The sequence below is a fragment of the Niveibacterium microcysteis genome, from assembly GCF_017161445.1.
Classification (GTDB): Bacteria; Pseudomonadota; Gammaproteobacteria; order Burkholderiales; family Rhodocyclaceae; genus Niveibacterium; species Niveibacterium microcysteis.
In genome coordinates, this window is the sequence record NZ_CP071060.1 from 2,170,350 (window position 1) to 2,191,263 (window position 20,914).

General features: G+C 65.2%; 19 protein-coding genes. 5 read left to right on the top strand and 14 right to left on the bottom strand.

Going from position 1 to position 20,914, the window contains the following annotated elements:
* Nucleotides 1–96: 96 nt before the first annotated feature.
* Together JY500_RS09845 and malE are read left to right on the top strand one after the other, a co-directional pair.
* Complete coding sequence (locus tag JY500_RS09845; RefSeq protein ID WP_206256224.1) at nt 97–1,713, top strand: methyl-accepting chemotaxis protein; 1,617 nt, start codon at nt 97–99, stop codon at nt 1,711–1,713.
* Between the two features lie 10 nt (nt 1,714–1,723).
* Nucleotides 1,724–2,917, top strand: a complete 1,194-nt coding sequence (gene malE / locus JY500_RS09850; RefSeq protein WP_206256225.1) for a maltose/maltodextrin ABC transporter substrate-binding protein MalE — start codon at nt 1,724–1,726, stop codon at nt 2,915–2,917.
* Between the two features lie 3 nt (nt 2,918–2,920).
* Here malE and mobA read toward each other — a convergent pair whose 3' ends face one another.
* From mobA to JY500_RS09915, 13 genes are all read right to left on the bottom strand, one after another.
* Nucleotides 2,921–3,490: a molybdenum cofactor guanylyltransferase MobA gene (mobA, locus tag JY500_RS09855; RefSeq protein ID WP_206256226.1), complete on the bottom strand. Its 570-nt coding sequence runs from the start codon at nt 3,488–3,490 to the stop codon at nt 2,921–2,923.
* Entirely contained in the window at nt 3,487–4,569 is a 1,083-nt protein-coding gene (gene moaA / locus JY500_RS09860; protein ID WP_343073473.1) for a GTP 3',8-cyclase MoaA, read from the bottom strand. The genes mobA and moaA overlap by 4 nt, the downstream gene beginning before the upstream one ends.
* A gap of 119 nt (nt 4,570–4,688) precedes the next feature.
* The gene (locus tag JY500_RS09865) at nt 4,689–6,566 is read right to left on the bottom strand and encodes a methyl-accepting chemotaxis protein (protein WP_172199298.1); all 1,878 of its coding nucleotides are present in this window, start codon (nt 6,564–6,566) and stop codon (nt 4,689–4,691) included.
* 143 nt (nt 6,567–6,709) lie between these two features.
* The gene (locus tag JY500_RS09870) at nt 6,710–7,411 is read right to left on the bottom strand and encodes a phosphatase PAP2 family protein (protein ID WP_206256227.1); all 702 of its coding nucleotides are present in this window, start codon (nt 7,409–7,411) and stop codon (nt 6,710–6,712) included.
* On the bottom strand, nt 7,411–8,892 hold the full coding sequence (locus JY500_RS09875) for a glycosyltransferase family 39 protein (RefSeq protein WP_206256228.1): 1,482 nt from the start codon (nt 8,890–8,892) through the stop codon (nt 7,411–7,413). Before JY500_RS09875 ends, JY500_RS09870 begins: the two co-directional genes overlap by 1 nt.
* The gene (locus JY500_RS09880; protein ID WP_206256229.1) at nt 8,889–10,436 is read right to left on the bottom strand and encodes an ArnT family glycosyltransferase; all 1,548 of its coding nucleotides are present in this window, start codon (nt 10,434–10,436) and stop codon (nt 8,889–8,891) included. Before JY500_RS09880 ends, JY500_RS09875 begins: the two co-directional genes overlap by 4 nt.
* Nucleotides 10,433–11,485 carry a glycosyltransferase family 2 protein gene (locus JY500_RS09885; protein ID WP_172199310.1) on the bottom strand — a complete coding sequence of 351 codons (1,053 nt, stop codon included), beginning with the start codon at nt 11,483–11,485 and terminating at the stop codon, nt 10,433–10,435. Before JY500_RS09885 ends, JY500_RS09880 begins: the two co-directional genes overlap by 4 nt.
* Nucleotides 11,482–12,399 (bottom strand): lysylphosphatidylglycerol synthase transmembrane domain-containing protein, encoded by a 918-nt coding sequence (locus JY500_RS09890; protein ID WP_206256230.1) that lies wholly within the window; start codon nt 12,397–12,399, stop codon nt 11,482–11,484. Before JY500_RS09890 ends, JY500_RS09885 begins: the two co-directional genes overlap by 4 nt.
* Entirely contained in the window at nt 12,396–13,205 is an 810-nt protein-coding gene (locus JY500_RS09895) for a phosphatase PAP2 family protein (RefSeq protein WP_206256231.1), read from the bottom strand. Before JY500_RS09895 ends, JY500_RS09890 begins: the two co-directional genes overlap by 4 nt.
* 64 nt (nt 13,206–13,269) lie before the next feature.
* Nucleotides 13,270–14,115, bottom strand: a complete 846-nt coding sequence (locus JY500_RS09900) for a D-hexose-6-phosphate mutarotase (RefSeq protein WP_206256232.1) — start codon at nt 14,113–14,115, stop codon at nt 13,270–13,272.
* 13 nt (nt 14,116–14,128) lie between these two features.
* Nucleotides 14,129–14,719, bottom strand: a complete 591-nt coding sequence (locus JY500_RS09905; protein ID WP_206256233.1) for a DNA-3-methyladenine glycosylase I — start codon at nt 14,717–14,719, stop codon at nt 14,129–14,131.
* A 5-nt stretch (nt 14,720–14,724) separates the two neighbouring features.
* Nucleotides 14,725–15,036 (bottom strand): putative quinol monooxygenase, encoded by a 312-nt coding sequence (locus JY500_RS09910; protein ID WP_172199325.1) that lies wholly within the window; start codon nt 15,034–15,036, stop codon nt 14,725–14,727.
* Nucleotides 15,033–17,738 carry a bifunctional acetate--CoA ligase family protein/GNAT family N-acetyltransferase gene (locus JY500_RS09915; RefSeq protein ID WP_172199328.1) on the bottom strand — a complete coding sequence of 902 codons (2,706 nt, stop codon included), beginning with the start codon at nt 17,736–17,738 and terminating at the stop codon, nt 15,033–15,035. The genes JY500_RS09910 and JY500_RS09915 overlap by 4 nt, the downstream gene beginning before the upstream one ends.
* A 165-nt stretch (nt 17,739–17,903) precedes the next feature.
* On the opposite strand from JY500_RS09915, the gene JY500_RS09920 reads away from it, so the two are divergent.
* Complete coding sequence (locus JY500_RS09920) at nt 17,904–18,482, top strand: class I SAM-dependent methyltransferase (RefSeq protein WP_246479853.1); 579 nt, start codon at nt 17,904–17,906, stop codon at nt 18,480–18,482.
* A 33-nt stretch (nt 18,483–18,515) separates the two neighbouring features.
* Nucleotides 18,516–18,752: an RNA recognition motif domain-containing protein gene (locus tag JY500_RS09925; RefSeq protein ID WP_172199331.1), complete on the top strand. Its 237-nt coding sequence runs from the start codon at nt 18,516–18,518 to the stop codon at nt 18,750–18,752.
* Here JY500_RS09925 and mnmH read toward each other — a convergent pair.
* Complete coding sequence (gene mnmH / locus JY500_RS09930; RefSeq protein WP_206256234.1) at nt 18,745–19,800, bottom strand: tRNA 2-selenouridine(34) synthase MnmH; 1,056 nt, start codon at nt 19,798–19,800, stop codon at nt 18,745–18,747. The two genes, JY500_RS09925 and mnmH, sit on opposite strands and share 8 nt — an antisense overlap.
* 67 nt (nt 19,801–19,867) lie before the next feature.
* Between mnmH and selD the strand changes: the two genes are divergently transcribed.
* Complete coding sequence (gene selD, locus JY500_RS09935; RefSeq protein WP_206256235.1) at nt 19,868–20,905, top strand: selenide, water dikinase SelD; 1,038 nt, start codon at nt 19,868–19,870, stop codon at nt 20,903–20,905.
* Nucleotides 20,906–20,914: the final 9 nt, after the last annotated feature.

Below are 20,914 nucleotides of genomic sequence, written 5' to 3' on the forward strand. Positions count from 1 at the left end.
GCCTGCCTCTGATGCCGTAATCCCTTGAGTTGCGACGTTGCCCTTTGCGCGCCGCAGGCGTAGCGAAGCGGGTAGGTCGACTCGGGGGAGATCTTCATGACCATTACGACCCGGCTCGCCAGTCTGATCGGCGGGGCCATTCTTGCGCTGCTCGTGGTGGGCGCAATCGGCTTGGTGCAACTGGGGCGACTGAACGCTTCGGTGCGACAGGTCACCGAACAGGAAGTGCCGGCGCTGGAAGCCGTCAAAGGCTTCGAAACCCGCTACCACGAACTGCGTACGCTGATCTTCCGGCATATTGCAGACCCCGATCTGCAGCGCAAGGCCGCGCTCGACAGCGAACTCAAGACCAAGGGCGCGGCGCTGGAGCAGGACATCCAGCGCTTTGAGAGCCGGCTCGAAGACGCCACCGCGCGTGCACGCGTCACGGAATTCCGAAAGACCGTCGCGGCCTACCTGCTGGTGTGCGAAACCGCGCTGACGCGGTCGCGCCAGAACCAGACCGAAGCGGCGATGGAACTGGCGGTAAGCCCCTTCATCGAAGACGCCGCCGTCCTCAGCAACGAGATCCTCGGCACGCTTGCGAAGGAAGCTTCCGAGCGCGTCAGCCGCACCCGCGAAGCCTCTGCCGCGACGTACAAGACCGCCTTTGGTGTGCTGGCTGGGCTGATCGCGCTGGTGGTCGTGGGCATGGTGATCCTTGGTTGGCTGCTCGCCACCTCGATAACCCGGCCGCTCACCGCGCTGCGCAATACCGTGGTCGAGATTGGCAGCTCCTTGGACTTCACTCGACGCATCCCGTCGCGCGGGCGCGACGAGATCGGCCAGACCGTGACGGCGTTCAATACGATGGTGGAATCGGTGCAAGCCTCGTTCGCCGAACTGGCTCAGAGCGCGAAGCGTGTTGGTGAGGCGGCACGCGGCATGGAAAAGACCTCGCAGCAGCTGGCCCACGGCGCTGGCGTGCAGGCCGATTCGGCGTCGGCAATGGCTGCGGCGGTGGAGGAGGTGACCGTCAGCATCAACCATGTCGCCGAACGTGCGCAGGACGCCGCTGCGCTGTCCGCCGATGCGAGCCGCAGCGCGGGTTCCGGTGAAGCGGTCGTCGGTGCAACGGTGCAGCGCTTTGGCACCATCGCAAACGAAGTAGACCAGACGGCAGCGAGCCTGGACGCCCTGCAAGGCGAGACGGCGCGGATCTCTTCGGTGGTGGGAGTCATCCGCGATGTGGCGGAGCAGACCAATCTGCTCGCGCTCAATGCGGCAATCGAAGCCGCACGGGCGGGCGAACAGGGTCGCGGCTTCGCCGTGGTGGCGGACGAGGTGCGTGGTCTGGCCGAGCGCACGGCCAAGTCGACCAGCGAGATCACCGAGATGGTGGCGCGCATCCAGTCGGGTGCGCAGCAGGTGGTGCAGCGCATGCAGCGCACCGTCGCCACGGTGAAGGAAGGGGCGAGCGAAGCGGTGGCCGCCGGCGAGGCGATTCGCACGATTCGCGGTTCGTCGGATCAGGCGGTCGAAATGGTCAGCGACATCACCGACGCAATCCGCGAGCAGAGTGCAGCCAGCACCTCGATCGCGCAGCAGGTGGAACGCATCGCGACGATGACCGAGGAGACTACGGCGAGCGCGCGCGTTACGGCGTCGTCCGCATCCGATCTGAACGCGCTGGCCGAGAAGATGGTCGGTGCGATCTCCCGTTACCGTTACTGAGGGCATTCGCATGCGCGCACAGATCATTACTGGCCTGGCGGCCCTGCTGTTGGTGACGCCCGCGTTTGCCGGCGAAAAGGGCAAGCTGCTCATCTGGATTAACGGTGACAAAGGCTACACCGGCCTGCAACAGGTCGCCGACGCGTTCGGCAAGAAGTACGGCGTGACCGCGAAGGTCGAACACCCGGATGACCCGACCAAGAAGTTCGAGGAAACCGCCAAGGGTGGCAATGGCCCCGATGTGTTCCTGTGGGCGCACGATCGCATCGGCGACTGGATCGGCAAGGGCCTGATCAGCGAAGTGTCGCCGCCCGAGAAGCTGCGCAAGGAGCTGGTGTCGGTGGGCTGGGACGCCTTCACCGTGAACGGCAAGGTCTGGGGTTACCCGGTCGGCGCTGAAGCGATCATGTTGCTTTACAACAAGAAGCTTGTGCCGAAGCCACCGGCGACCTTCGAGGAGATCATTGCGCTCGACAAGGAGCTCGCCGCCAAGGACGTGAAGGCGATCGGCTGGGATTACACCAACTCGTACTTCACCTGGCCCCTGATGGCCGCCAACGGCGGCTACGTGTTCAAGCGCGAGAGCAGTGGTAGCTACAGCGCGGGCGACGTTGGGGTCGCCACCCCTGGTGCGCTGGCCGGTGGGCGGTTGCTCGCCGATTACATTGCCGCGGGGGTCTTACCCAAGGGTGGCCTGCCGTACGGCGACGCTGAAAAGGCCATGACCAGCGGCAAGCAGGCCATGTGGATCAACGGCCCCTGGGCATGGGATGCGCTGCGCAAGGCCGGCATCGATTTCGGCGTGGCGCCGCTGCCGACGCTTCAGGGCAAGCCCGCGCGCCCCTTCGTCGGGGTACTTGGGGCGATGGTCGTGGCCGATACGCCAAACCGCGATCTGGCGACGAAGTTCATCGAAGAGTTCCTGATGACCGAGGAGGGGCTCAAGACGGTTAACGCCGACAAGCCGATCGGTGTGCCGCTGAACAAGAAGCTGTTCTGGTCGCTGATGAGTGACGAAAAGATCCGCATCTCGATGGATGGCGTCACCTTCGGCCGGCCGATGCCATCCAACCCAGAGATGGGCCGTTTCTGGACCTCTTTCACGCTTGCGCTCAAGCAGATCGCCGACGGCAAGAAGAAATCGGACGAGGCTCTCGCGCAAGCCGCAAAGGACATGCTCGCCCCGCCTCCACCACCGAAGTGAGGCTCAGGGGCTGAGCATTTCCGGGGAGTTGAGGTTTGCGAACGCGGTGGCTTGGTCACTGAAGTCCACCGTGCGTGCGTCAACCGACGCGAGCCAATTCGCCACCTTGCGATCGCCGCGCGCGAGGTAGGCGCTCAGTGAGTCTGCGAGGCTAGTGTGCAGCAGGCAGAAGACCGGCTGCCAACGGCCAGCAAGGGTGACCACCGCAGCCTTGCCGCCCGCGACGCCGGCATGGAGTCGCTGCGCCAGGTCGCGGGGCAGGGCGGGGCTGTCACAGGGTACGCACAGCAACCAGCCCGCAGCCGCGTTGTGCAGACCAGCTTCGATGCCTGCCAAAGGCCCGCAGAAATCGGCGTCGCTGTCTTCCAGCACCGGAACGCCGAATGCCGCGTAGCGCGCGAGATTACGGTTGGCACTGATCAGCATCTGGTCGACCTGCGGCGCAACGCGTTCGAACACCAGTTCGACCAGGGGCCGGCCTTGATGGTGGATCCAGCCTTTGTCTGCGCCGCCCATACGCTGCCCGGCGCCGCCGGCGAGGATCAGCCCGCTGGTTGGCTGCGCGGCTGTCATCCGCCGATGTAGGACATCTCAACCTTCGCGGCGCGATTGGCCTCGCCGCGAAGCTCTGAGTAGCGGTCGTCGCGGCTTCGCCAGACCTGTCGGATGCGGGCGGTGAGTGCGCCATCGTCGGCCCCCGAACGAAGCAGCGCACGCAGGTCGTGCCCGCGATCAGCGAAGAGGCAAGTGAAGAGTTGCCCCTCAGGCGAGAGGCGCATGCGGGTGCAATCGCGGCAGAAGGCGTGGCTGACGGATGCGATCACGCCGATCTCGCCGCTGCCATCGCGGTAGCGCCAGCGTTCCGCCACCTCCCCGGTGTAGTTCGCATCCAGCGCATCGAGCGGAAACTCGGCCGCGATACGGGCCACCACCTCGCGCGACGGCAGCACGGCGTCGAGGTTCCAGCCGTTGTGGCTGCCGACGTCCATGAACTCGATGAAGCGCAGGATGTGGCCGCTGCCGCGAAAGTGGCGCGCGAGCGGCAGAATTTCGCCATCGTTGGTACCCCGCTTGACCACGCAGTTCACCTTGACCGGCCCGAGCCCGGCATCAGCCGCCGCGGCAATGCCGGCGAGCACCCGTTCAACCGGGAAGCCGACGTCGTTCATGCGGCGAAACACCTCGTCGTCCAGCGCGTCCAGACTCACCGTCACGCGCCGCAGGCCAGCGTCGGCAAGGCTGCGCGCCTTTTGTGCGAGTAGCGCGCCGTTGGTGGTCAAGGTCACTTCTACGTCCAGCCGCGCCAGTTGCTCGATCAGCCGTTCCAGCTGTTTGCGCAGCAGTGGTTCGCCGCCCGTGATGCGGATCTTTCGCACGCCTTGGTTAACGAACAGTTGGGCGATGCGGGTGATTTCCTCGAAGCTCAACAGTGCCGAGCGGGGCAGAAAGGCGTGGTCGCGGTCGAACACGTCCTTGGGCATACAGTAGGTGCAGCGGAAGTTGCAGCGGTCGGTAACCGAGATCCGCAGATCGTGCATCGCACGGCCAAGTTGATCCACTGCAGCGTGGGCAGGGTCGTCTGGCGACAGCGCCATGGGCGCTGGCGAGGGCGCTGCGACGGGGAAGATCGGAATCGGCGGGCGGGCGTTCATGGAGTCGGCGCGAGGCGCAGCGAGCGGCGGTGGATGAAGTTTAGCCGCTGCGCCGAAGGCCGGCGAATGATTCCGCTCAAGAACGGCGGGCCCCTTCCTGCTCGGGGCCCGGCGGTCGATTACAGGCGGAAGCCGGAGATGAGCTTGCGCATCGTGTTGGCCACTTCGTGCAGCCCGCCCAGCGTGTCGCGCACGCCCTGAATCGCGGCGTCGTTTTCGTGCATGCGTCCCGTGATCTGTTCGGCGGACTGTGCCATCAGCGTCGTTGCCTGCTGCTGCTCGCTGGTGGAGGCGGCGATCTCGTCGATCCGCGCGACGGCTTCTGTCATCTTCTGCTGGATCTCGGTCATCTGCCGTGCTGCTTCCTCACTGGCGGATGCGCCCTTGCCGACCGTTTCGATGGTGCCTTCCATGCCAGAGAACGCGCGCCGTGTGTCCTCGTTCATGCCGCTGATCATGTGGGTGATTTCGAGCGTGGCCTTTGCCGTGCGTTCTGCGAGCTTGCGGACTTCGTCGGCCACGACCGCGAAACCGCGCCCCTGTTCGCCGGCACGGGCGGCTTCGATTGCCGCATTGAGCGCCAGCAGATTGGTTTGGTCGGCGATTTCCTTGATGACGTTGACGATCCCGCTGATTTCGTTGGCGCGGCTGCTGACGGTGTGGATCATCTCGCCCAGCGCACGCACCGATTCGGACGAGTGCGAGAACTCCTGAGAAACCTGCGCGATGGTCTTCGCGCCGTGTTCGGACATCTGCCCGGTCTGTTGCACCAATCCGTTCGCCACCGCAGCGCTGTCGGCAATGTGCGCCACCGAAACGGTGATTTCTTCAATCGTTGCAGCGTTCGCACTTGCAGTGTCTGAAAGGCTGGTCGAGTGCTGGGCGAGGCGCTGAACGGTGCCATCAATGTTCTCGACGCCATTCGACAGCCGTTCCGCCTCATTACGCACTTCGAGGAACATGGTCCGTAGCGTATCCAGGAAGCGGTTGAAGGCGGCTGAGGTTTCCGCGATTTCGTCGTTGCCGGAAACGTTGAGCGTCCGCGTCAGATCACCGCCGCCGGCCGAGATCTCCTTCATCAGGTCGCGCAGCGTCGCCAGGCGGCCGAGCATTCGAGTCAGCACCGCGATCAGCAGCGGCAGCGCAATCGCCAGTGCCAGCACGAGGATGCCGAGCGCGGTACCGAGCAACTTGTCCAGCGGTGCCAGCGCACTGCCCTTGTCCACCACCACGCCCAGTGTCAGATCTGTTCCTGGGACCGGGAACATCTCGACGAAGCTCGCAACGCCTTGCACCTTGAGGTCGCTTGCCTGCTCGTTCTTGTAGGCGCCGAGAATCGCTTCGGCCGTGAGCTCAGGTGCGAGTTCGGTCGCGGACTTCTGCAGGAGCTCCTTGCTCGGGTGCACCAGGATCTTGCCGTCCTTGCCGATCAGCATTGCGTAACCCTTGGCGCTGAAGCGCACCGCGAGGATCTGCTGCACCACCCGATCAAGGGTGATGTCCGCGGCAACAACCCCTTTCAGGTTGCCGCCTTCCTTGGCGGCATAGGCGAAGGACACGACGAGCTGCCCGGTCGACGCATCCACGTAAGGTGCGGTCATGATCGGCTTGTCGCTCGCGACGGCCGCGGTGTACCACGGGCGCTGCGTGGCGTCGTAGCCCGCAGGCAGTTGTTGGTTGTCAGTGAAGAGGATCTTCTTGTCGGGGAACCCGACGTAGAAGAGATCGAACTGGCCCGACGCCTTGGCTTGCATCAGTACCGGCATTGGATCGGCCGCCAGCGCCGCCCCGGCGCCGGCTTGGGTTACCTGTGAGCGCGACGCGATCCATTCGCCGGTTGCGGCTGCCGTCGCGCGCGCAACGCCGCGGATCTCGGCATCCATCCGCTGGATCAATTCGGCGCGCATCATCACGTAGATCGCCAGCGTCACCGACAGCAGCGCCGCGAGCATCAGCGCGGCGGTAACGGCGATCAGCTTCCCTCTCAGCGTATTCATCATCGCAAGCCTCACCAGTTGTAAGCGGAGAAAGAACCCAGCATGACCATAACGTCATCATGGGATTGCGACTTGAGGGGGCACTGAGAGGGAGTAGCGGCGGGGCGTGCGGAATGTCGCACCGCGCCGCGCCGGTTGCGGCGTCAGCGCAGCGTGGCGGGAATCTGTTCGCCGGCCGGGAGCCAACCGACGCGCCTCAGGATCGTGGACGCGAGCCAGCAGCCCAGCCACACGGCGTAGAAGGCGAACACGACGTCGCTGGCGAAATGCCCGCCCTGAATGACGCGTACGAACCCGACAACGGTGCCGGATACGGCCGCGATGCCGAGCCAAAGCGCGCGTCGGCGCGGGGCGGCCAGCCAGCCGAAGGCCATCAGCGCAAAGGCGCCCGTTGCATGTCCGCTGACAAACGAGCAATTGCGATCGCACTCTGCGGCGGGTGCCAGTGCCGGCGTGAAATGGCGGGTGCCGCCGAAGGCCTCGATCTGATGCGGGCGTGCACGGCCCCAGTGATTTTTGAGCCCTGCGTCGGCGATCAGCCCCGGCCCCAATGCAAAAGCCAGCGCGAGAAAGCCAAACCAGCGTCGACGCGTGGCCAGCCAACCGTTACGCACGACGAAGCTCGCAAGCCACAGCAGGATCACGGTGATTACGGCGAGGCGCGAGCCGCCCCATACGCCCCAATAGATCGCCTTGACGACGGCGAGGCGGTCGAGCGCAAAACCGTCCTGCGCCGTGAAAAAGAGGCTGGTGATCTGCAGATCCAGCTGCGGCCACACCGTGAACACCAGCGCGGCCAGCGCGAATACCGCCGCGAGCAGTGCGGCCTCGACGCGGCTGGGCATCAGTACCCCTTGAAGCCTTGCATCAACCACACGTCGGTCCGCAGCGCGAAATCCGGGTGCGTTTGAACCTTGAGCATGCCGACCTTCTCGACATGCTCGAAGCGCGCGGCCACTTCCGCTGGGTCACCTTGGGCAAGGAACAGAATGGTGATGCCCTTGGTATCCGGCAATGAGTGGGTCAGCTGGTACTGGTCATGCACCGCGTGCGCAGGGTTCCAACTTGCAATGCGTGGCGACTGCGCGCGCAGCGTGTAGGCGACGTGGGCAAGCAGCGTCCGCTCATCGGCGACGACATAGGCGTCGGGATTTGCGGCGATCCAGGGGGCGACGCCGCGGGCCAGCGAATCCCAGCCCTTCATGCGCTTGAATGGATCGATCTTCGCGGTGAGCGGCCGATGCACCGCAGACAGGATCTGTGGCCATTGATACACCACCACGGCAACCAGCACGTTCAGGCCTATCGCGGCAGCGAGCAGCTTGCGGCGACCCGATGTGCGGGAGAGCCATGCAACCGCCAGCAGCGTGCCGCCGGCGAAGATCGGGCCGGCCCAGTTTGCATTGGCCTCGCTGGAGCTGGCCTGGGCCATCACCAGCAGCAGCAGCGGTACCGAACCGGCGAACAACAGGCGGTCGGCGTCACTGCGCCAAGTGCTGCGCAGTGTGACGATCGCGCCGATGAAGCCGATGGCCAGCAGCGGGCCGATCGAACCGATTTGCGCCCCGATGAACTCCAGCAGGTTGGCGTCCTTGTGCTGCTGCGTGATCTCCGCGGTGTGGCGGAACGTCGGAAAGCCATTTGCCCAGTTCCACCACAGGTTCGGGGCGAGCACGGCGAGCGCGACCAGGGCCGTGATCCAGGGGCCGGGACTCACCAGCTTGCGACGCCCTTCAGGGCTGGTCAGCAGGAGCAGGGCAGCCGTCAGCGCGAAGGCGGCCATCGTGTACTTCGACATCAGGCCCAGGCCGCAGGTCAGACCGAGCAGTACCCAGTCGCGCGCGCGATTGCGCTCCAGGGCGGTATGCAGTGCCCACAGCGAGGCTGTCCAGAAGAACAGCAATAGCGCGTCGGTCGAGATGAAGAGGCTCAGCGCGGTCGTGATCGGCAGCGTCAGGAAGGCCAGTGCCGCGACCAGCGCGGTGCGCGTGTCGTAGAGCCGGCGCCCGAGACCAAACAGCAGCAGGGCGGTTGCGGGGTAGAGCAGCAGCGAACCCGCTTTGACGCCGACCAGCCCGTCACCCAGCCAGGCAGTGCTTGCCTTGATCACGGCGGCGACGAGCGGCGGCTTTGAAAAGTAGCCCCACGCGAGCGCTTGTGACCAGCCCCAGTAGTAGGCCTCGTCAACGTAGAGCGTTGCGCCTGAGTGTGTGATGACCCAGATCCGCCATATCGTCAGCAGCACGATTGCGACCATCAGCGCTGCGAGCGCGGGGCCGGCAGGCGTGCTGGGGCGGTCTTCGGAAAACATGCGTGTCATGCTCATCGTTGTCGAACCAGGCGTACGCCGCCTTCGCTGTAGAGCACGTCGATAGTTGCGTCGGCCGGGATGCGGTCGGCGCGCGTCAGAGCGATTTCACCCGGCAGCGGTGCACGAGCTGGCGCCTGACGTTCGCGGTACACCGCAAAACTCGGCTGGAAGAAGTTCCACTGCACGCCGGGCTCCGGCATGGTGCGTGCCGCGAGTGCGGCGCGCTTGACCGGACCTTGCAGCAGGTCGCCCACGTACGGAGTCACCACGGTGGCAAGCAGCACGCCCTGAATCGCCGCAATGGCAGCGAGCCGCCGCCATGCGGCGGTGCGCCAGAGCATGGTGATCAACACTGCCGCGACCAGTGCGCCGAGGGTCGCTAGGTGATACGAGAACCCGGCCGCTTCACCCGCCCTTGAGAGCTGGGCCACGTAGTACGGATCAGCGATTCGGCCGTTTGCCAGTAGTTGTTGGACGAGCGACGGCAACGCGGCGAAGAACGCGAGCGCAAGGATCGCCGGCAGCACGCCGAGCGCGACGGTTTTCAAGCGCTCGCGATGCAGCGCTACCAGCAGGAACAGTGGCGAGCAACCATAGAGCGCGTAGTGCGGCAGCTTCGTGCCTGAAAGCGAGAAGAACACCAGCACGAAACCGAACCAGATCCACAGGAAGCGGCGCAGCGGATCGGCGGTGTCGCTGCGCACGGCGTTGACTGCGCGCAGCAGCGGCGCAATCCAGGGCAGCAGCAGCAGCGGCACGATGACCGGATAGTAGAAGAGGCTGCCGCCGTGGCCTTCCATCGGACCCGAGAAGCGGCCGACGTTGTGCTTCATGATGAAGCCGTCGATGAAGGCTTGGCCGTGGATCATCAGCGCCGCGGCGTACCATGGTGCCGCCACGGCGATGAGAATCACCCAGCCAACCGGATCGACGACTGCACGCAGCCAGGTTTTGAAGTCGCCGCGGCTGACGCAGTAGGCGAGCGTTACGGCTCCCGGGATCGCCAGTGCGATCGGCCCTTTGGTCAGCACCCCCAGCGCGATCCATAGGTACATCCGCCGCAGCGGCGCGCGCGTTCCGGATTCGAGATGACGCCATGCATCGGTCAGCGCGAGCGCGAGTAGCAGGTTCAGCAGCGCGTCCGCCGTGGCGGCGCGGCCGATCACAAATACCCCAACGCTGGTGGCTGCCACGAGGGCCGCCAACTGCGCCGTTTCACGGCCGAACCGACGCCATGCGAAGTTGCCGATCACCGCACACCAAAGTGCCGCGGCCAGGGCGGAAGGTAAGCGGAAGGCCCATTCCGATACGCCGAACAGCCCCACCGGAATTGCCTGCAGCCAATAGATCAGGATCGGCTTATCGAACCGCGGTACGCCGTTGAGCCAGGTGGAGAGGAAGTCGCCGCGCTCGAACATCTCGCGGGTCGCTTCAGAGAAGGCGCCTTCGTCCACATCGAACAGCGGCGCACCACCCAGGTTCAGCAACAGCAGGACGGCTGGTACAAGGAACAGTACCAGCCGGTCGCGTAAAGTCGGCGCCGGCAAGGTGGCGCTCATTCGGCCTCGGCCTGTCCGGGTTTGTGCCAGGCGTCGCCTTCGTCGGGTTCATCGGGATCGCGCACCCGGTACTGCGAGGCGGCGCCGGATTCGAAGTAGATCCGCGCAAGCGTTTCCGCCAGCACGCCGGTCGAGATGAACTGGAACGACGCGATGATCAGGAAGAAACCCAGCTGCAACAAAGGGCGCTGGCCGATCGATGCGCCGGTGAACAGTTTGAGCGCTGCGAGCCAGCTGAGTATCAGGCCGCCAATCACCCCCATGCCGAGGCCGATGCCGCCGAAGAAGTGGCCGGGGCGAGCGCGGTAGCGCATGAAGAAGAACACCGAGATCAGATCCAGGATCACGCGGAAGGTGCGCGAGATGCCGTACTTGCTCTGGCCGAACTGGCGCGCATGGTGCGTCACCACTTCCTCGGCGATACGGCGAGGGGTTGTGACGGTTGCGAGCCAGGCCGGGATGAATCGGTGCATTTCGCCGTACAGCCGCACGTTCTTGATCACGCTGGCGCGGAAGGCCTTGAGGCTGCAGCCGTAGTCGTTGAGCTTGACGCCGGTGATACGGGCGATCAGGCGGTTGGCGATGCGCGACGGAATCTTGCGCAGCACCATGCCGTCCTTGCGGTTCTTGCGCCAGCCGGCGACGAGGTCGAGGTTCTCGTTCAGCAGGCGGCCGACCATGCGCGGGATGTCGATCGGGTCGTTCTGGAGGTCGCCGTCCATCGTCACGATCACGTCGCCGCGCGCAGCGTCAACGCCAGCCTGCATCGCCGCGGTCTGCTTGAAGTTGCGCATCAGTGACACGACGCGCACATGTGGGCCGTAGTGCCGCGCGGCCGCCTCAAGCTCACCGGGGGTGCCGTCGGAGCTGCCGTCGTCGACGAGAATTAGTTCCCACGGATACGCGTAGTCGTGCAGTGCTTCATGCACGCGCTTGGCGAGCGGCGCGACGTTTTCGGCCTCGTTGTACATCGGCACCACGACCGACAGACGGTGCGGCGGAATGGATACGGGAGCCTGGCTTGTGGCCGGTGTGGCGACAGTGTTCATTGTGATTTTCCGTTTGCATTGGCCGAATGGGGCCCTGCCGGGAGCGCGACGAATGCCGCCGCGCCGGCGCTGACCGCGACCGCGATGATGACGAGGTGCAACGCGAGCGCGGCTTGCAGCCCGTTTGCGAGTGTAATGCCGTGCGGCGTCAGTGCGGCAGCAACGCCGGCTTCGTAAGTGCCGAAACCGGCCACGCCCTGCACCGGAAGGATCGCGGCCAACTCGCCGCCAAGCACGCCTGCACTGGCGAGCAGGCCGGCCTGGCCGAGCAGTGCGCCGAGGAGCAGGGTTTGCGCCGAGAGCTTCACGATCCAGTTCGAGAGCGTCCAGGCCCAGCTGCGAACCGCGCCGCGCGTCGAGTGCGCGAGCGCAATACGGACTTTGGCGAGCTTGCCTTGCCAACCCGGAAGCGGTTCCGCGCCGATCGGATGGGCGCGCGCCCAAGCGGGCACCGCCCAGGCTGCGACGAGCACCGCAATGCTCCACAGCGCACGCAAAACGATATCGAGCCCGGGCCAGACCCAGGCCGCCAGCAGTAGCACGACGAAGGCGTCCTGCATGCGCAGCCAGAGGAGCGAGACCAGCGCGCGGCCCATCGGCACGCCGAATTCGCGTTGCAGCAGCACTGGTAGTGCAATCTCTCCGCCGCGGAACGGCACCACGTTGATGGCGGCGTTATGCGCGGTGGTGACGCGCGCCATGGCCCAGAAGTGCCCCGTCGCGACGTCGGCGAACTCGTCCCGGATACGGGCTGCACGCAGCAGGTAGCTCACCAGAAATCCGCTGAGCGCGAGGGCCAGCGTGGCGGGCGGAATGGTTGCGAGCCGGCTGCCGACGTCGCGCCAGTTGCCGCTGGCGGCAAGCCAGCCGAGCAGAGCCAGCGAGATGGCGAGGGCGATCACGCGTTTGATCATGGCGCCACCTTCTGCGCTCGTTGCGCCCACTGCTCGCGCAGCGCCACAAGGCCGCTGACGAAGGCGAGCGCAGACAGCGCCCACTTCAGCAAGTCTGCCTGCGGATAACCGAGGTTCGTGAATGCCAGGCTGGCGCCCATGATCACCAGAGCGGTCGCCATCACTGCCTGCATGGCAGGGCGTTGCCAGATCAGCCAGCGACGTGACACTGCTTCGCCGGCCGCGCCGGACAGCCAGCCGCCAGCGGCCCCAACCAGTACATCAAGCGGCCAGTGTGCGCCAACCGCGATGCGTGACAGGGCAACCACGATCGCCACCGGCAGCAGCACCAGCGCCAGCCGACCGGGTCGCTGGCTGAAGAACACAAGGGTCGCGGCAAACGCGAAGGCCGTCATCGCGTGGCCCGACGGAAACGAGTTGCGGGTCAGCGTATCGCCGATCACGTGGATCTGATCCGCTGCGAGCACCGCGGCGGGGCGGGCGGCATTGAGCAGCGGCTTGATGGTGTGCGTAAAGATGCCGCCGAAGGCGCCGGTCAGCAGCGCGGCGGCCATCAGACGCGGGTGCTTGGGCAGCGTCGGGGCGATCAGCGCGTAGGCGCAGGCGCCGGTGCCGAGTGCCGTCGCCCATGACCAGAAGTGCTCCGGCAGCGATTGGGCGGCGGCATTGAGCGCAACGAAAACCGGGACGTTGGCGCCGGCCATGAGCAGCCAGACCGCCGCGCCCAGCAAGATGGCTGGCGGCAGCCAGATCAGCAGGGGGCGCAGCAGTGTGGTGGGCGCCGCGGGCGCGTCGGATTCGGGCATCGACTCAGAATGTCGGAAAAACCGTTAATTCTAACATCGGAGCCCGCCGGGCCCGGTTTGCCGATCAGAGCGCGACGAGACTCTGGCGGCCCCACCATTCCCCGCCGGGGGCAAGTTCCACCGGCTTGCCGATCGCGCCGTGCTCGATACACAGCATGCGGCGGAAGCCCAGCGGTGTCATGTCCGGGAGCGCCGCCGACAGATGCTCCCAAGGGTTCCAGATCACGGCGTCGGGCAGGTTTTCGGCAGAAACCCCCAGCGCGCGGCGATGCTCGCTGAGCAACAAGGGCTTCGTTGCGTCGAAGTAGATCCGGTCGGTCTCCGCCTCGATCATCAGTTCGGTGCCGGTCTCCTTGTGCTCGGTGCCGCGGGTGGCGTCGAGGTAGCGCAGGCCACGCAGGCCTTCGATCTTGCTCTCTTCGACTTCCTTGGTTGCGAGGTAGCTGTGAAGCGCACAGGTGAAACGCAGCGGTTCGTCGCCCGGGTTGTGCACGCCCAGTTCCACGTCCAGTCTTTGGCCGGTCACGACGACGGTCAGCTCCGCGCGGAAGGCGTGGGGCCAGATGGCCCGCGAGATGTCATCGTCACTGATCGAGAGCGTAGCGGTGGCGAAATCCTTCTCGGCGCGTGCGGCGTCGACATCCCACGCGACTGTGCGCACGAAACCGTGTTTGGGCAGTGGGCCCCGCGAACCAAACTGCGGGAAACAGACCGGGATGCCGCCGCGGATCGGTACACCCGCCTCGAAGCGCGCGCGTTCGCTGAGGAACAGGCGCTCTTCGCCGCCAGCCGGGATCCAGCTGATCACCTGCGCACCGTGGCGCATGATCGTGACCTGCGCCCCGTCACGGGCGGTCAGGCGGATAGCGGGCAGGCCGTTGAATTCGATGTGCTGGACGGCGTCGTTCATTCGGGGTGAATCCTTAAAGACTGAAGCTGGCCGCGGATTGTGCGACCTCGTTCCGGCGGAAACAACCCTCGGCGTGGTCATTCACCATGCCAACGGCCTGCATGAAGGCGTAGCAGGTGGTGCTGCCGACAAAGCGGAAGCCGGCTTTGCGCAGCGCGCGACTCATCTGGTCGGATACTGCATTGGTCGCCTGCGGCGCGGCACCGGGGGCCGGGGATTGCGGGCGTCCATCGACGAAAGACCACAGCCATTTCACTGGATCCACGCCACCATTCTGCAGCGCAAGCCAGGCGCGCGCGTTGCCGATGGTTGCCTCGATCTTGCCGCGATGGCGCACGATGCCCGGGTCCGCGAGAAGGCGGGTGACGTCGTCGTCGCTGAAACGCGCGACCTTGGCCGGATCGAACCCCGCGAACGCGCGCCGATAGCCTTCCCGCTTGCGCAGAATCGTCAGCCACGACAACCCCGCTTGCGCACCTTCCAGCGTGAGGCATTCGAACAGCGCGTTGGCGTCGGCGAGCGGCACACCCCATTCGGTGTCGTGATAGTCCAGGTACAGCGGATCGCTCGTGACCCAGGTGCAGCGGGCGGGCGCGTCGCACATCGCGATCAGATCTCGAACTCGTCGACCACTTGCAGCACGCGGAACTGCGGAATGCCTGCGAGCTTGCCGATCAGGGTCATGATCGCTTGCTTTACATGCGGGGCATTCATGTGGCGATTGAGGGAGGCCTCGTCGGCCCACACCTCGATGGTGTTGATCCGCATCGGGTTGGTGGTGTCGCGATACAGGTCGTAGCGCAGGCAGCCGTCCTCCTGGCGGGTCAGTACGGCCGCAGTGCGCAGCACCTGGATGACCTCGGATTCGTGCTGGGGCACGATCTCGGCCAGGGTGATGACGTGGATGCGGGGCTTGCTCATTCGGGGGCTCCGGGGGATTGGTAGGCCTGGATATCGAGGCTACCGAGTTTAATCGAGGTGTCTTCCGGATCGTTCGTGAGCTTGAATCCGATCTTGCGCACGAACCGCAGCATGCGGTCGTTGTCGGTCAGGAAGATGCCCTTCATTTCGAGCAGGCCGCGCTCTTTCGCGCTCAGGATCAGGATGTCCATCAGGCGTTGCGCGAGGCCGCTGCCCTTGGCGTCGTCGGACACCACGATGGCGAACTCGCAGCTCTTGCCGTCCGGGTTTGCGGCGTAGCGGCACACGCCCAGTTCGTATTCGGCGCCGTCGCGCTCCGTGGTTGCGACGAAGGCCATCTCGCGGTCGTAGTCGATCTGCGTGAGTTTCGCGAGCATCTGCGGAGGAAGCTCCGACAGCGCGCTCATGAAGCGGTAGTACTTCGTCTCGGGCGAGAGGCGGCGTACGAATGCCTGCTCGAGCACCGCGTCCTCCGGCATGATCGGCCGCACCACCACGGGCGTGCCGTCGCGCAAGCTGACGTGCTGCACGAGGTTGCCGGGGTAGGGGTGGATCGCCATGTGATCGTAGCGCCCGGCCTTCTTCGGCACGCGGCCAACGACGATACGCACATCGACCGCGACGACTTCCTGCTCATCGGCAACCAGCGGTTGGATATCGACCGAGCGCACCCAGGGCAGCTCGCAGACCATTTCCGACAGGCGCAGCAGGACGAATTCGAGCCGCTCCATCGCGATCGCCGGCAGACCACGCCAATCGCCCAGCTTGGCCGCGATGCGGTGAGACCGCACCAGATCCTTGGCGAGAAAATCGTTCAACGGCGGCAGTGCGACGGTGCGGCCTTCTAGGCTTTCCGCATCAACGCCGTGTTCGCCGAACGAAATGACCGGCCCGAACACCGGGTCGCGCGATACGCCGAGCAGCAGCCCACGGGCGCTTGCGATATCGATCCGCGGTTCGATCGTGATGCCGTACGACGTGCTTTCGTCGTCGCGACTGCGCAGATCGTCCATCAGTTCTTCAAAGGCAAGGTGTGTCGCCACCGCGCTTGCCGGGAAGCGTTTCGGGCCCGCGCTGATGCGCTGCTGCAGCATGGCGTTGGGCCGCATGGTCACCGGGAAGCCGATGTCGTAAGCCATCGTCACCGCTTGCGCCGCGGTTTGCGCAACCAGCGTGCGCCGAACCGGGATGCGGAATGCGGCCAGCACCTGGCGGGCTTCGCTTCGGGTAAGCGTGGTGCGGCCGGTTTCGATCGCGTTCTCGATCACGGCGCGCGCGCCGGCAACGTCCGGCGGCTCGAGGTTCGAGAGCGGTGCCGGCACCTGAGTCAGCAACTTCTGGTTCTGGTAGTAGGCCGAGATCTGCGAGAAGAGGTCGATTGCCGGCTCTGGCGTGCGGAAGCTCGGGATACCCGCGGCGACGAACAATTCACGCGCGGCGGCCACCTGCGATTCGCCCATCCAGCAGCAAAGAATGGGCTTCTCCGCCTTCTTGTCGATCTCGACGACACGTTGGGCCACTTCGATCGGCAAGGTCATCGCCTGCGGCGTCAGGATCGCCAGCACCCCGTCGACGCCAGGGTCGGCAAGGACGGTCTCAAGCGTGCGCGCGTAGCGGTCCGGGTCCGCGTCGCCGACCATGTCGATAGGATTGTCGTGCGACCAGGCGCGCGGCAGATCGCGGTTCAGCGTGGCCACCGTTTGCGGTGAGAGCTCCGCCAGCGGAATGCCGAGGTCTCCGGCGCGGTCGGCAGCCATGACCCCCGGGCCGCCGCCGTTGGTGATGATCGCCAGACGGTTGCCACGCGGGCGGAAGCGGGTGAACAGCGCCTGCGTGGCGGCGAACATCTGCGTCAGATATTTCAACCGGATCACACCCGCACGGCGCAGCGCCGCGTCGAACACGATGTCCTCGCCAACGATTGCACCGGTATGCGAGTGCGCCGCGCGCGAGCCGGAAGGATGCCGGCCCACCTTGATCACCATGATCGGTTTGGCACGGGCGGCGGTCCGCAGCGAACTCATGAAACGCCGTGCATCGCGGATACCTTCGATGTACAGCAGGATGCTCTCGGTGCGGAAGTCCCAGATCAGGTAATCGAGGATCTCGCCGAAATCCAGATCGCACGAGCCGCCGAGCGACACCACGTTGGAGAAGCCGACGCCGGTGGTCTTGGCCCAATCGAGAATCGCAGCGCACAGCGCGCCAGATTGCGAGACGAAACCGATACTGCCTGCCTTCGGGGCGGCGTGGGCAAAGGTGGCGTTGAGCCCGGCAATCGCACGCGCAATGCCAAGGCTGTTGGGGCCGAGGATGCGCACGCCGTGCTTTTCCGCAAGGCGCACGATGTCGCGTTCCATCGCGGCGCCATCAGCACCGCTTTCGGAGAAACCCGCGGAAAGGATGACTGCGGTGCGTACCCGAGCCTTGCCGCATGCGGCAACCACATCGGGCACGGTTGGCGCTGGCGTGGCGATGACGGCGAGGTCGACCCGTTGCGGCACATCGCCAATGCTGTGCACGCAGGGCGCGCCAAGAACGTCCTGGTATTTCGGGTTGACCGCGTAGAGCTTGCCCTTGAAGCCGCTCTCCTGCATGTTCTTGACGAGCACTTGGCCGAGCGCGCCCTCGCGCGGCGTGGCGCCGATGATTGCGACCACCTGTGGCGCAAAGAGTGGTGTGAGGTAGTGTTGCTCGTCCATGCTGACACCCGATCCGGTTGTTGGCGGCATCGTAGGCGGCGCGGCTGACAGCACACTTGCGATGGGTCATCCGGCCGAGGTTGCGGGCCGGGTCGGCCGCGCAAGGCTATTGTCTTCGGTTTGGCGCGCGCCTGCTTAGTCTTGCGCAGGCGGGCGGCAAAGAAAATGGTGGCGGCAATGTTAAACAAGGATTCCGCTCTGCAAGGCAGCGGCCAAACCATCGGTGAACCTTCGCCCTGGGTGGTGGCTCAAGCGGGCCTGCTGCCGCAGGGCCGGGTGCTTGATCTCGCGTGTGGTTGTGGGCGGCACGCGCGCTGGCTGGCGGCAAAGGGTTGGCCGGTTCTGGCGGTTGATCGCGACTCGCTGGCCCTGGATGGCCTTGCAGATGTGCCGGGCGTCGAGACGCTGTGCTGCGACCTGGAGGGCGAGCGCTGGCCGCTCGCCGGGCAGGTATTCGCCGGCGTGGTTGTGACGAACTACCTCTACCGGCCCCATCTTCCGAGCCTTGCGGCCATGCTACTGCCGGGCGCAGTGCTGATCTACGAGACATTCATGCTGGGGCAGGCGCGGTTTGGCCGGCCGAGCAACCCGGATTTCCTGCTCGCGCCCGACGAGTTGCATCACTGGGCGATTGAGTGCGGGCTCGATGTGTTGGCCTTCGAACAAGGCGAGCAGACTGTGCCGCGCCCCGCGTGCGTGCAGCGTCTGTGCGCGCGCCGGCCTTCGCCCGGGACTATGATCTAAGGGGCGATACCCCTTCCACAACGGAGCGATGCGATGAGCTTATGGATTGCGAACATTAACCCCGAGGCTACGGACGACGACATTCGCGAACTGGTCCGCAAGTACTGCGGTATCGAAGTGCCCGAAATCCGCCGTGAACCGGGCGACGGTAGCCGCCCGGCCGCCCAGTTGATCTTTCCCGACGTCAACAACACCGTGCTGCAAGAGTTTCAGAAACGCCTGCACGGCATGTTCTGGAAAGATCGAACGATCAGCGTTCAGATCATGTAAGTGCCTTGATCAACTCGCCGGCCGCGGCCGCCAGGCTGGCCGGCGAAAGATCGTTGAGGACAACCGGGCGTGCATCCGCAAAGCGCCCGTAGTTCTTGTTCTGCGAGCGCTTGTAGAGCGGGTCGTAATGCTGGTCGATGAACGCAGCGAAGAGCTCCGGCAGATTGCCGGCGGCGGCGAGCTGCTTCCACTCGTCCAGCGTGGCGTTGCTGTGAAAACTCCGCAGGCAATCGATGCGTTGCTGCAGGTCTTCGACGTCGTCACCGAGGTAGGCGTAGTCGCCAAGCAGGAAGTCGATCCGGGCGTCGCGGCTTGCTTCTACCGCCACACACTCACTCGCGCGCATCCGCTCGATCAGCGGCTCTGGCACCTGAATGACGCCGATCTTGCGGCTCTCGGCTTCGACGAAGACCGGCCGCTCCGGCGCGAAGCGGGATAGTTGCTCACAGAGCGCTGTCTCGAAGGCTTTCTGGCTTGGCTGGTCGATGCCTGGCAGGCGCCCGAGGACCGATCCCTTGTGTTTCGCGAGCCCCTCCAGATCCAGCACCTGTGCGCCCTGTTCGGAGAGCGCGTCGAGCAGGCGGGTCTTGCCACTGCCCGTGGCGCCACAGACGACGACAAAACGCAGCGTAGGTGGCAGCGCTTCAATACGATCGATGACATGGCGGCGGAACACCTTGTAGCCGCCTTCGAGTTGGCAGGCATCCCAGCCGATCATGCGCATCCAGGTCGTGAAGCTGCCACTGCGCTGCCCGCCGCGCCAGCAGTAGAGCAGCGGCCGCCAGTCCTTGGGCTTGTCCTGGAAATGCTTGTAGAGATGGCGGGCAATGTTCTCCGCCACCATCGCGGCGCCGAGTTTGCGTGCCTCGAATGCCGATACCTGTTTGTAGATCGTGCCCACCTGGGCACGTTGTTCGTTGTCCAGCACCGGGCAGTTGATCGCGCCGGGGATGTGATCGTCAGCGAACTCGGCTGGCGAACGGACGTCGATAATCGCGTCGAAGTTCGCGAGATCGGCAATGCGGGCAATGCCGCGGGGTGTCTGCATGAAAACTCCGGAAAGCGGGTGTGCGGCAGGCAGGTAAAATCAGCGGATTCTCCGCCAAGGTCCGGATATGGATATCAAACTTACGCAATTTTCCCATGGCGGCGGCTGCGGCTGCAAAATCGCGCCGGCGGTGCTGTCGCGTCTGCTCGCCAGCGCACCCGCTGGAATTGTGCCGCCCGCACTGATGGTGGGCAACGAAACCTCAGACGATGCGGCGGTGTATCGCCTCAACGACGAGCAAGCGCTGGTCGCGACGACGGACTTCTTCACGCCTATCGTCGACGACCCATACGACTTCGGCCGCATCGCGGCGACCAACGCGATCTCTGACGTTTACGCGATGGGTGGTCAGCCGATCATGGCGCTCTCCTTGGTCGGCATGCCGCTCGACAAACTGCCGCTTGAAGTGGTCGGGCGCATCCTCGAAGGTGGTGCGGCGGTATGCCGCGAGGCCGGCATTCCGATCGCCGGCGGCCATTCGATCGACATCCCCGAACCGATCTACGGCTTGGTGGCGCTGGGTTTGGTGCATCCGGACCAGGTCAAGCGCAACGCCGATGCGCAGGCGGGTGACGTGTTGATCCTTGGCAAGCCGTTGGGTGTTGGTGTTCTCAGCGCCGCCTTGAAGAAAGGTCGGCTTGATAGCGCTGGCTACGCCGAGATGATCCGCCATACGACAAAGCTCAACCGGGTTGGCGTGCAGCTTGCGAAGATGGACTTCGTGCACGCACTGACCGACGTCACCGGCTTCGGTCTTGCCGGGCATCTGCTTGAGATCGCCCGCGGATCGCGGCTTGCCGCCGCGGTTGCGTTTGATGCATTGCCGCTGATTGAGCAGGCGGTGGCGTTTGCGAAGGAGGGCATGGCCACCGGTGCGACCGGGCGCAACTGGAACGGCTATGGCGCCGACGTGCTGACGCCTGACGGTTTCGAGCCCTGGCAGCGCACGCTGGTGACAGACCCGCAAACCTCAGGTGGGTTGCTTGTGAGCTGCGCGCCTGACGGTGTCGAAGCGGTACTGGCAGCCTTTCGCGCCGATGGCTTTGGTGAGGCTGCGGTAATCGGTCAGTTGCTGGAAGGGCCGCCCTTGGTCCGCATCGCGTGATCGCAGCGC

Coding starts and splice junctions, on each gene's coding strand:
- JY500_RS09920 (WP_246479853.1), top strand. CDS start 17,904: ATGGTGGCGGCAATGTTAAACAAGGATTCCGCTCTGCAAGGCAGCGGC.
- JY500_RS09900 (WP_206256232.1), bottom strand. CDS start 14,115: ATGAACGACGCCGTCCAGCACATCGAATTCAACGGCCTGCCCGCTATC.
- JY500_RS09865 (WP_172199298.1), bottom strand. CDS start 6,566: ATGAATACGCTGAGAGGGAAGCTGATCGCCGTTACCGCCGCGCTGATG.
- JY500_RS09890 (WP_206256230.1), bottom strand. CDS start 12,399: ATGATCAAACGCGTGATCGCCCTCGCCATCTCGCTGGCTCTGCTCGGC.
- mobA (WP_206256226.1), bottom strand. CDS start 3,490: ATGACAGCCGCGCAGCCAACCAGCGGGCTGATCCTCGCCGGCGGCGCC.
- malE (WP_206256225.1), top strand. CDS start 1,724: ATGCGCGCACAGATCATTACTGGCCTGGCGGCCCTGCTGTTGGTGACG.
- selD (WP_206256235.1), top strand. CDS start 19,868: ATGGATATCAAACTTACGCAATTTTCCCATGGCGGCGGCTGCGGCTGC.
- JY500_RS09875 (WP_206256228.1), bottom strand. CDS start 8,892: ATGAGCATGACACGCATGTTTTCCGAAGACCGCCCCAGCACGCCTGCC.
- JY500_RS09870 (WP_206256227.1), bottom strand. CDS start 7,411: ATGCCCAGCCGCGTCGAGGCCGCACTGCTCGCGGCGGTATTCGCGCTG.
- JY500_RS09885 (WP_172199310.1), bottom strand. CDS start 11,485: ATGAACACTGTCGCCACACCGGCCACAAGCCAGGCTCCCGTATCCATT.
- JY500_RS09925 (WP_172199331.1), top strand. CDS start 18,516: ATGAGCTTATGGATTGCGAACATTAACCCCGAGGCTACGGACGACGAC.
- mnmH (WP_206256234.1), bottom strand. CDS start 19,800: ATGCAGACACCCCGCGGCATTGCCCGCATTGCCGATCTCGCGAACTTC.
- JY500_RS09905 (WP_206256233.1), bottom strand. CDS start 14,719: ATGTGCGACGCGCCCGCCCGCTGCACCTGGGTCACGAGCGATCCGCTG.
- JY500_RS09895 (WP_206256231.1), bottom strand. CDS start 13,205: ATGCCCGAATCCGACGCGCCCGCGGCGCCCACCACACTGCTGCGCCCC.
- moaA (WP_343073473.1), bottom strand. CDS start 4,569: ATGAACGCCCGCCCGCCGATTCCGATCTTCCCCGTCGCAGCGCCCTCG.
- JY500_RS09910 (WP_172199325.1), bottom strand. CDS start 15,036: ATGAGCAAGCCCCGCATCCACGTCATCACCCTGGCCGAGATCGTGCCC.
- JY500_RS09845 (WP_206256224.1), top strand. CDS start 97: ATGACCATTACGACCCGGCTCGCCAGTCTGATCGGCGGGGCCATTCTT.
- JY500_RS09915 (WP_172199328.1), bottom strand. CDS start 17,738: ATGGACGAGCAACACTACCTCACACCACTCTTTGCGCCACAGGTGGTC.
- JY500_RS09880 (WP_206256229.1), bottom strand. CDS start 10,436: ATGAGCGCCACCTTGCCGGCGCCGACTTTACGCGACCGGCTGGTACTG.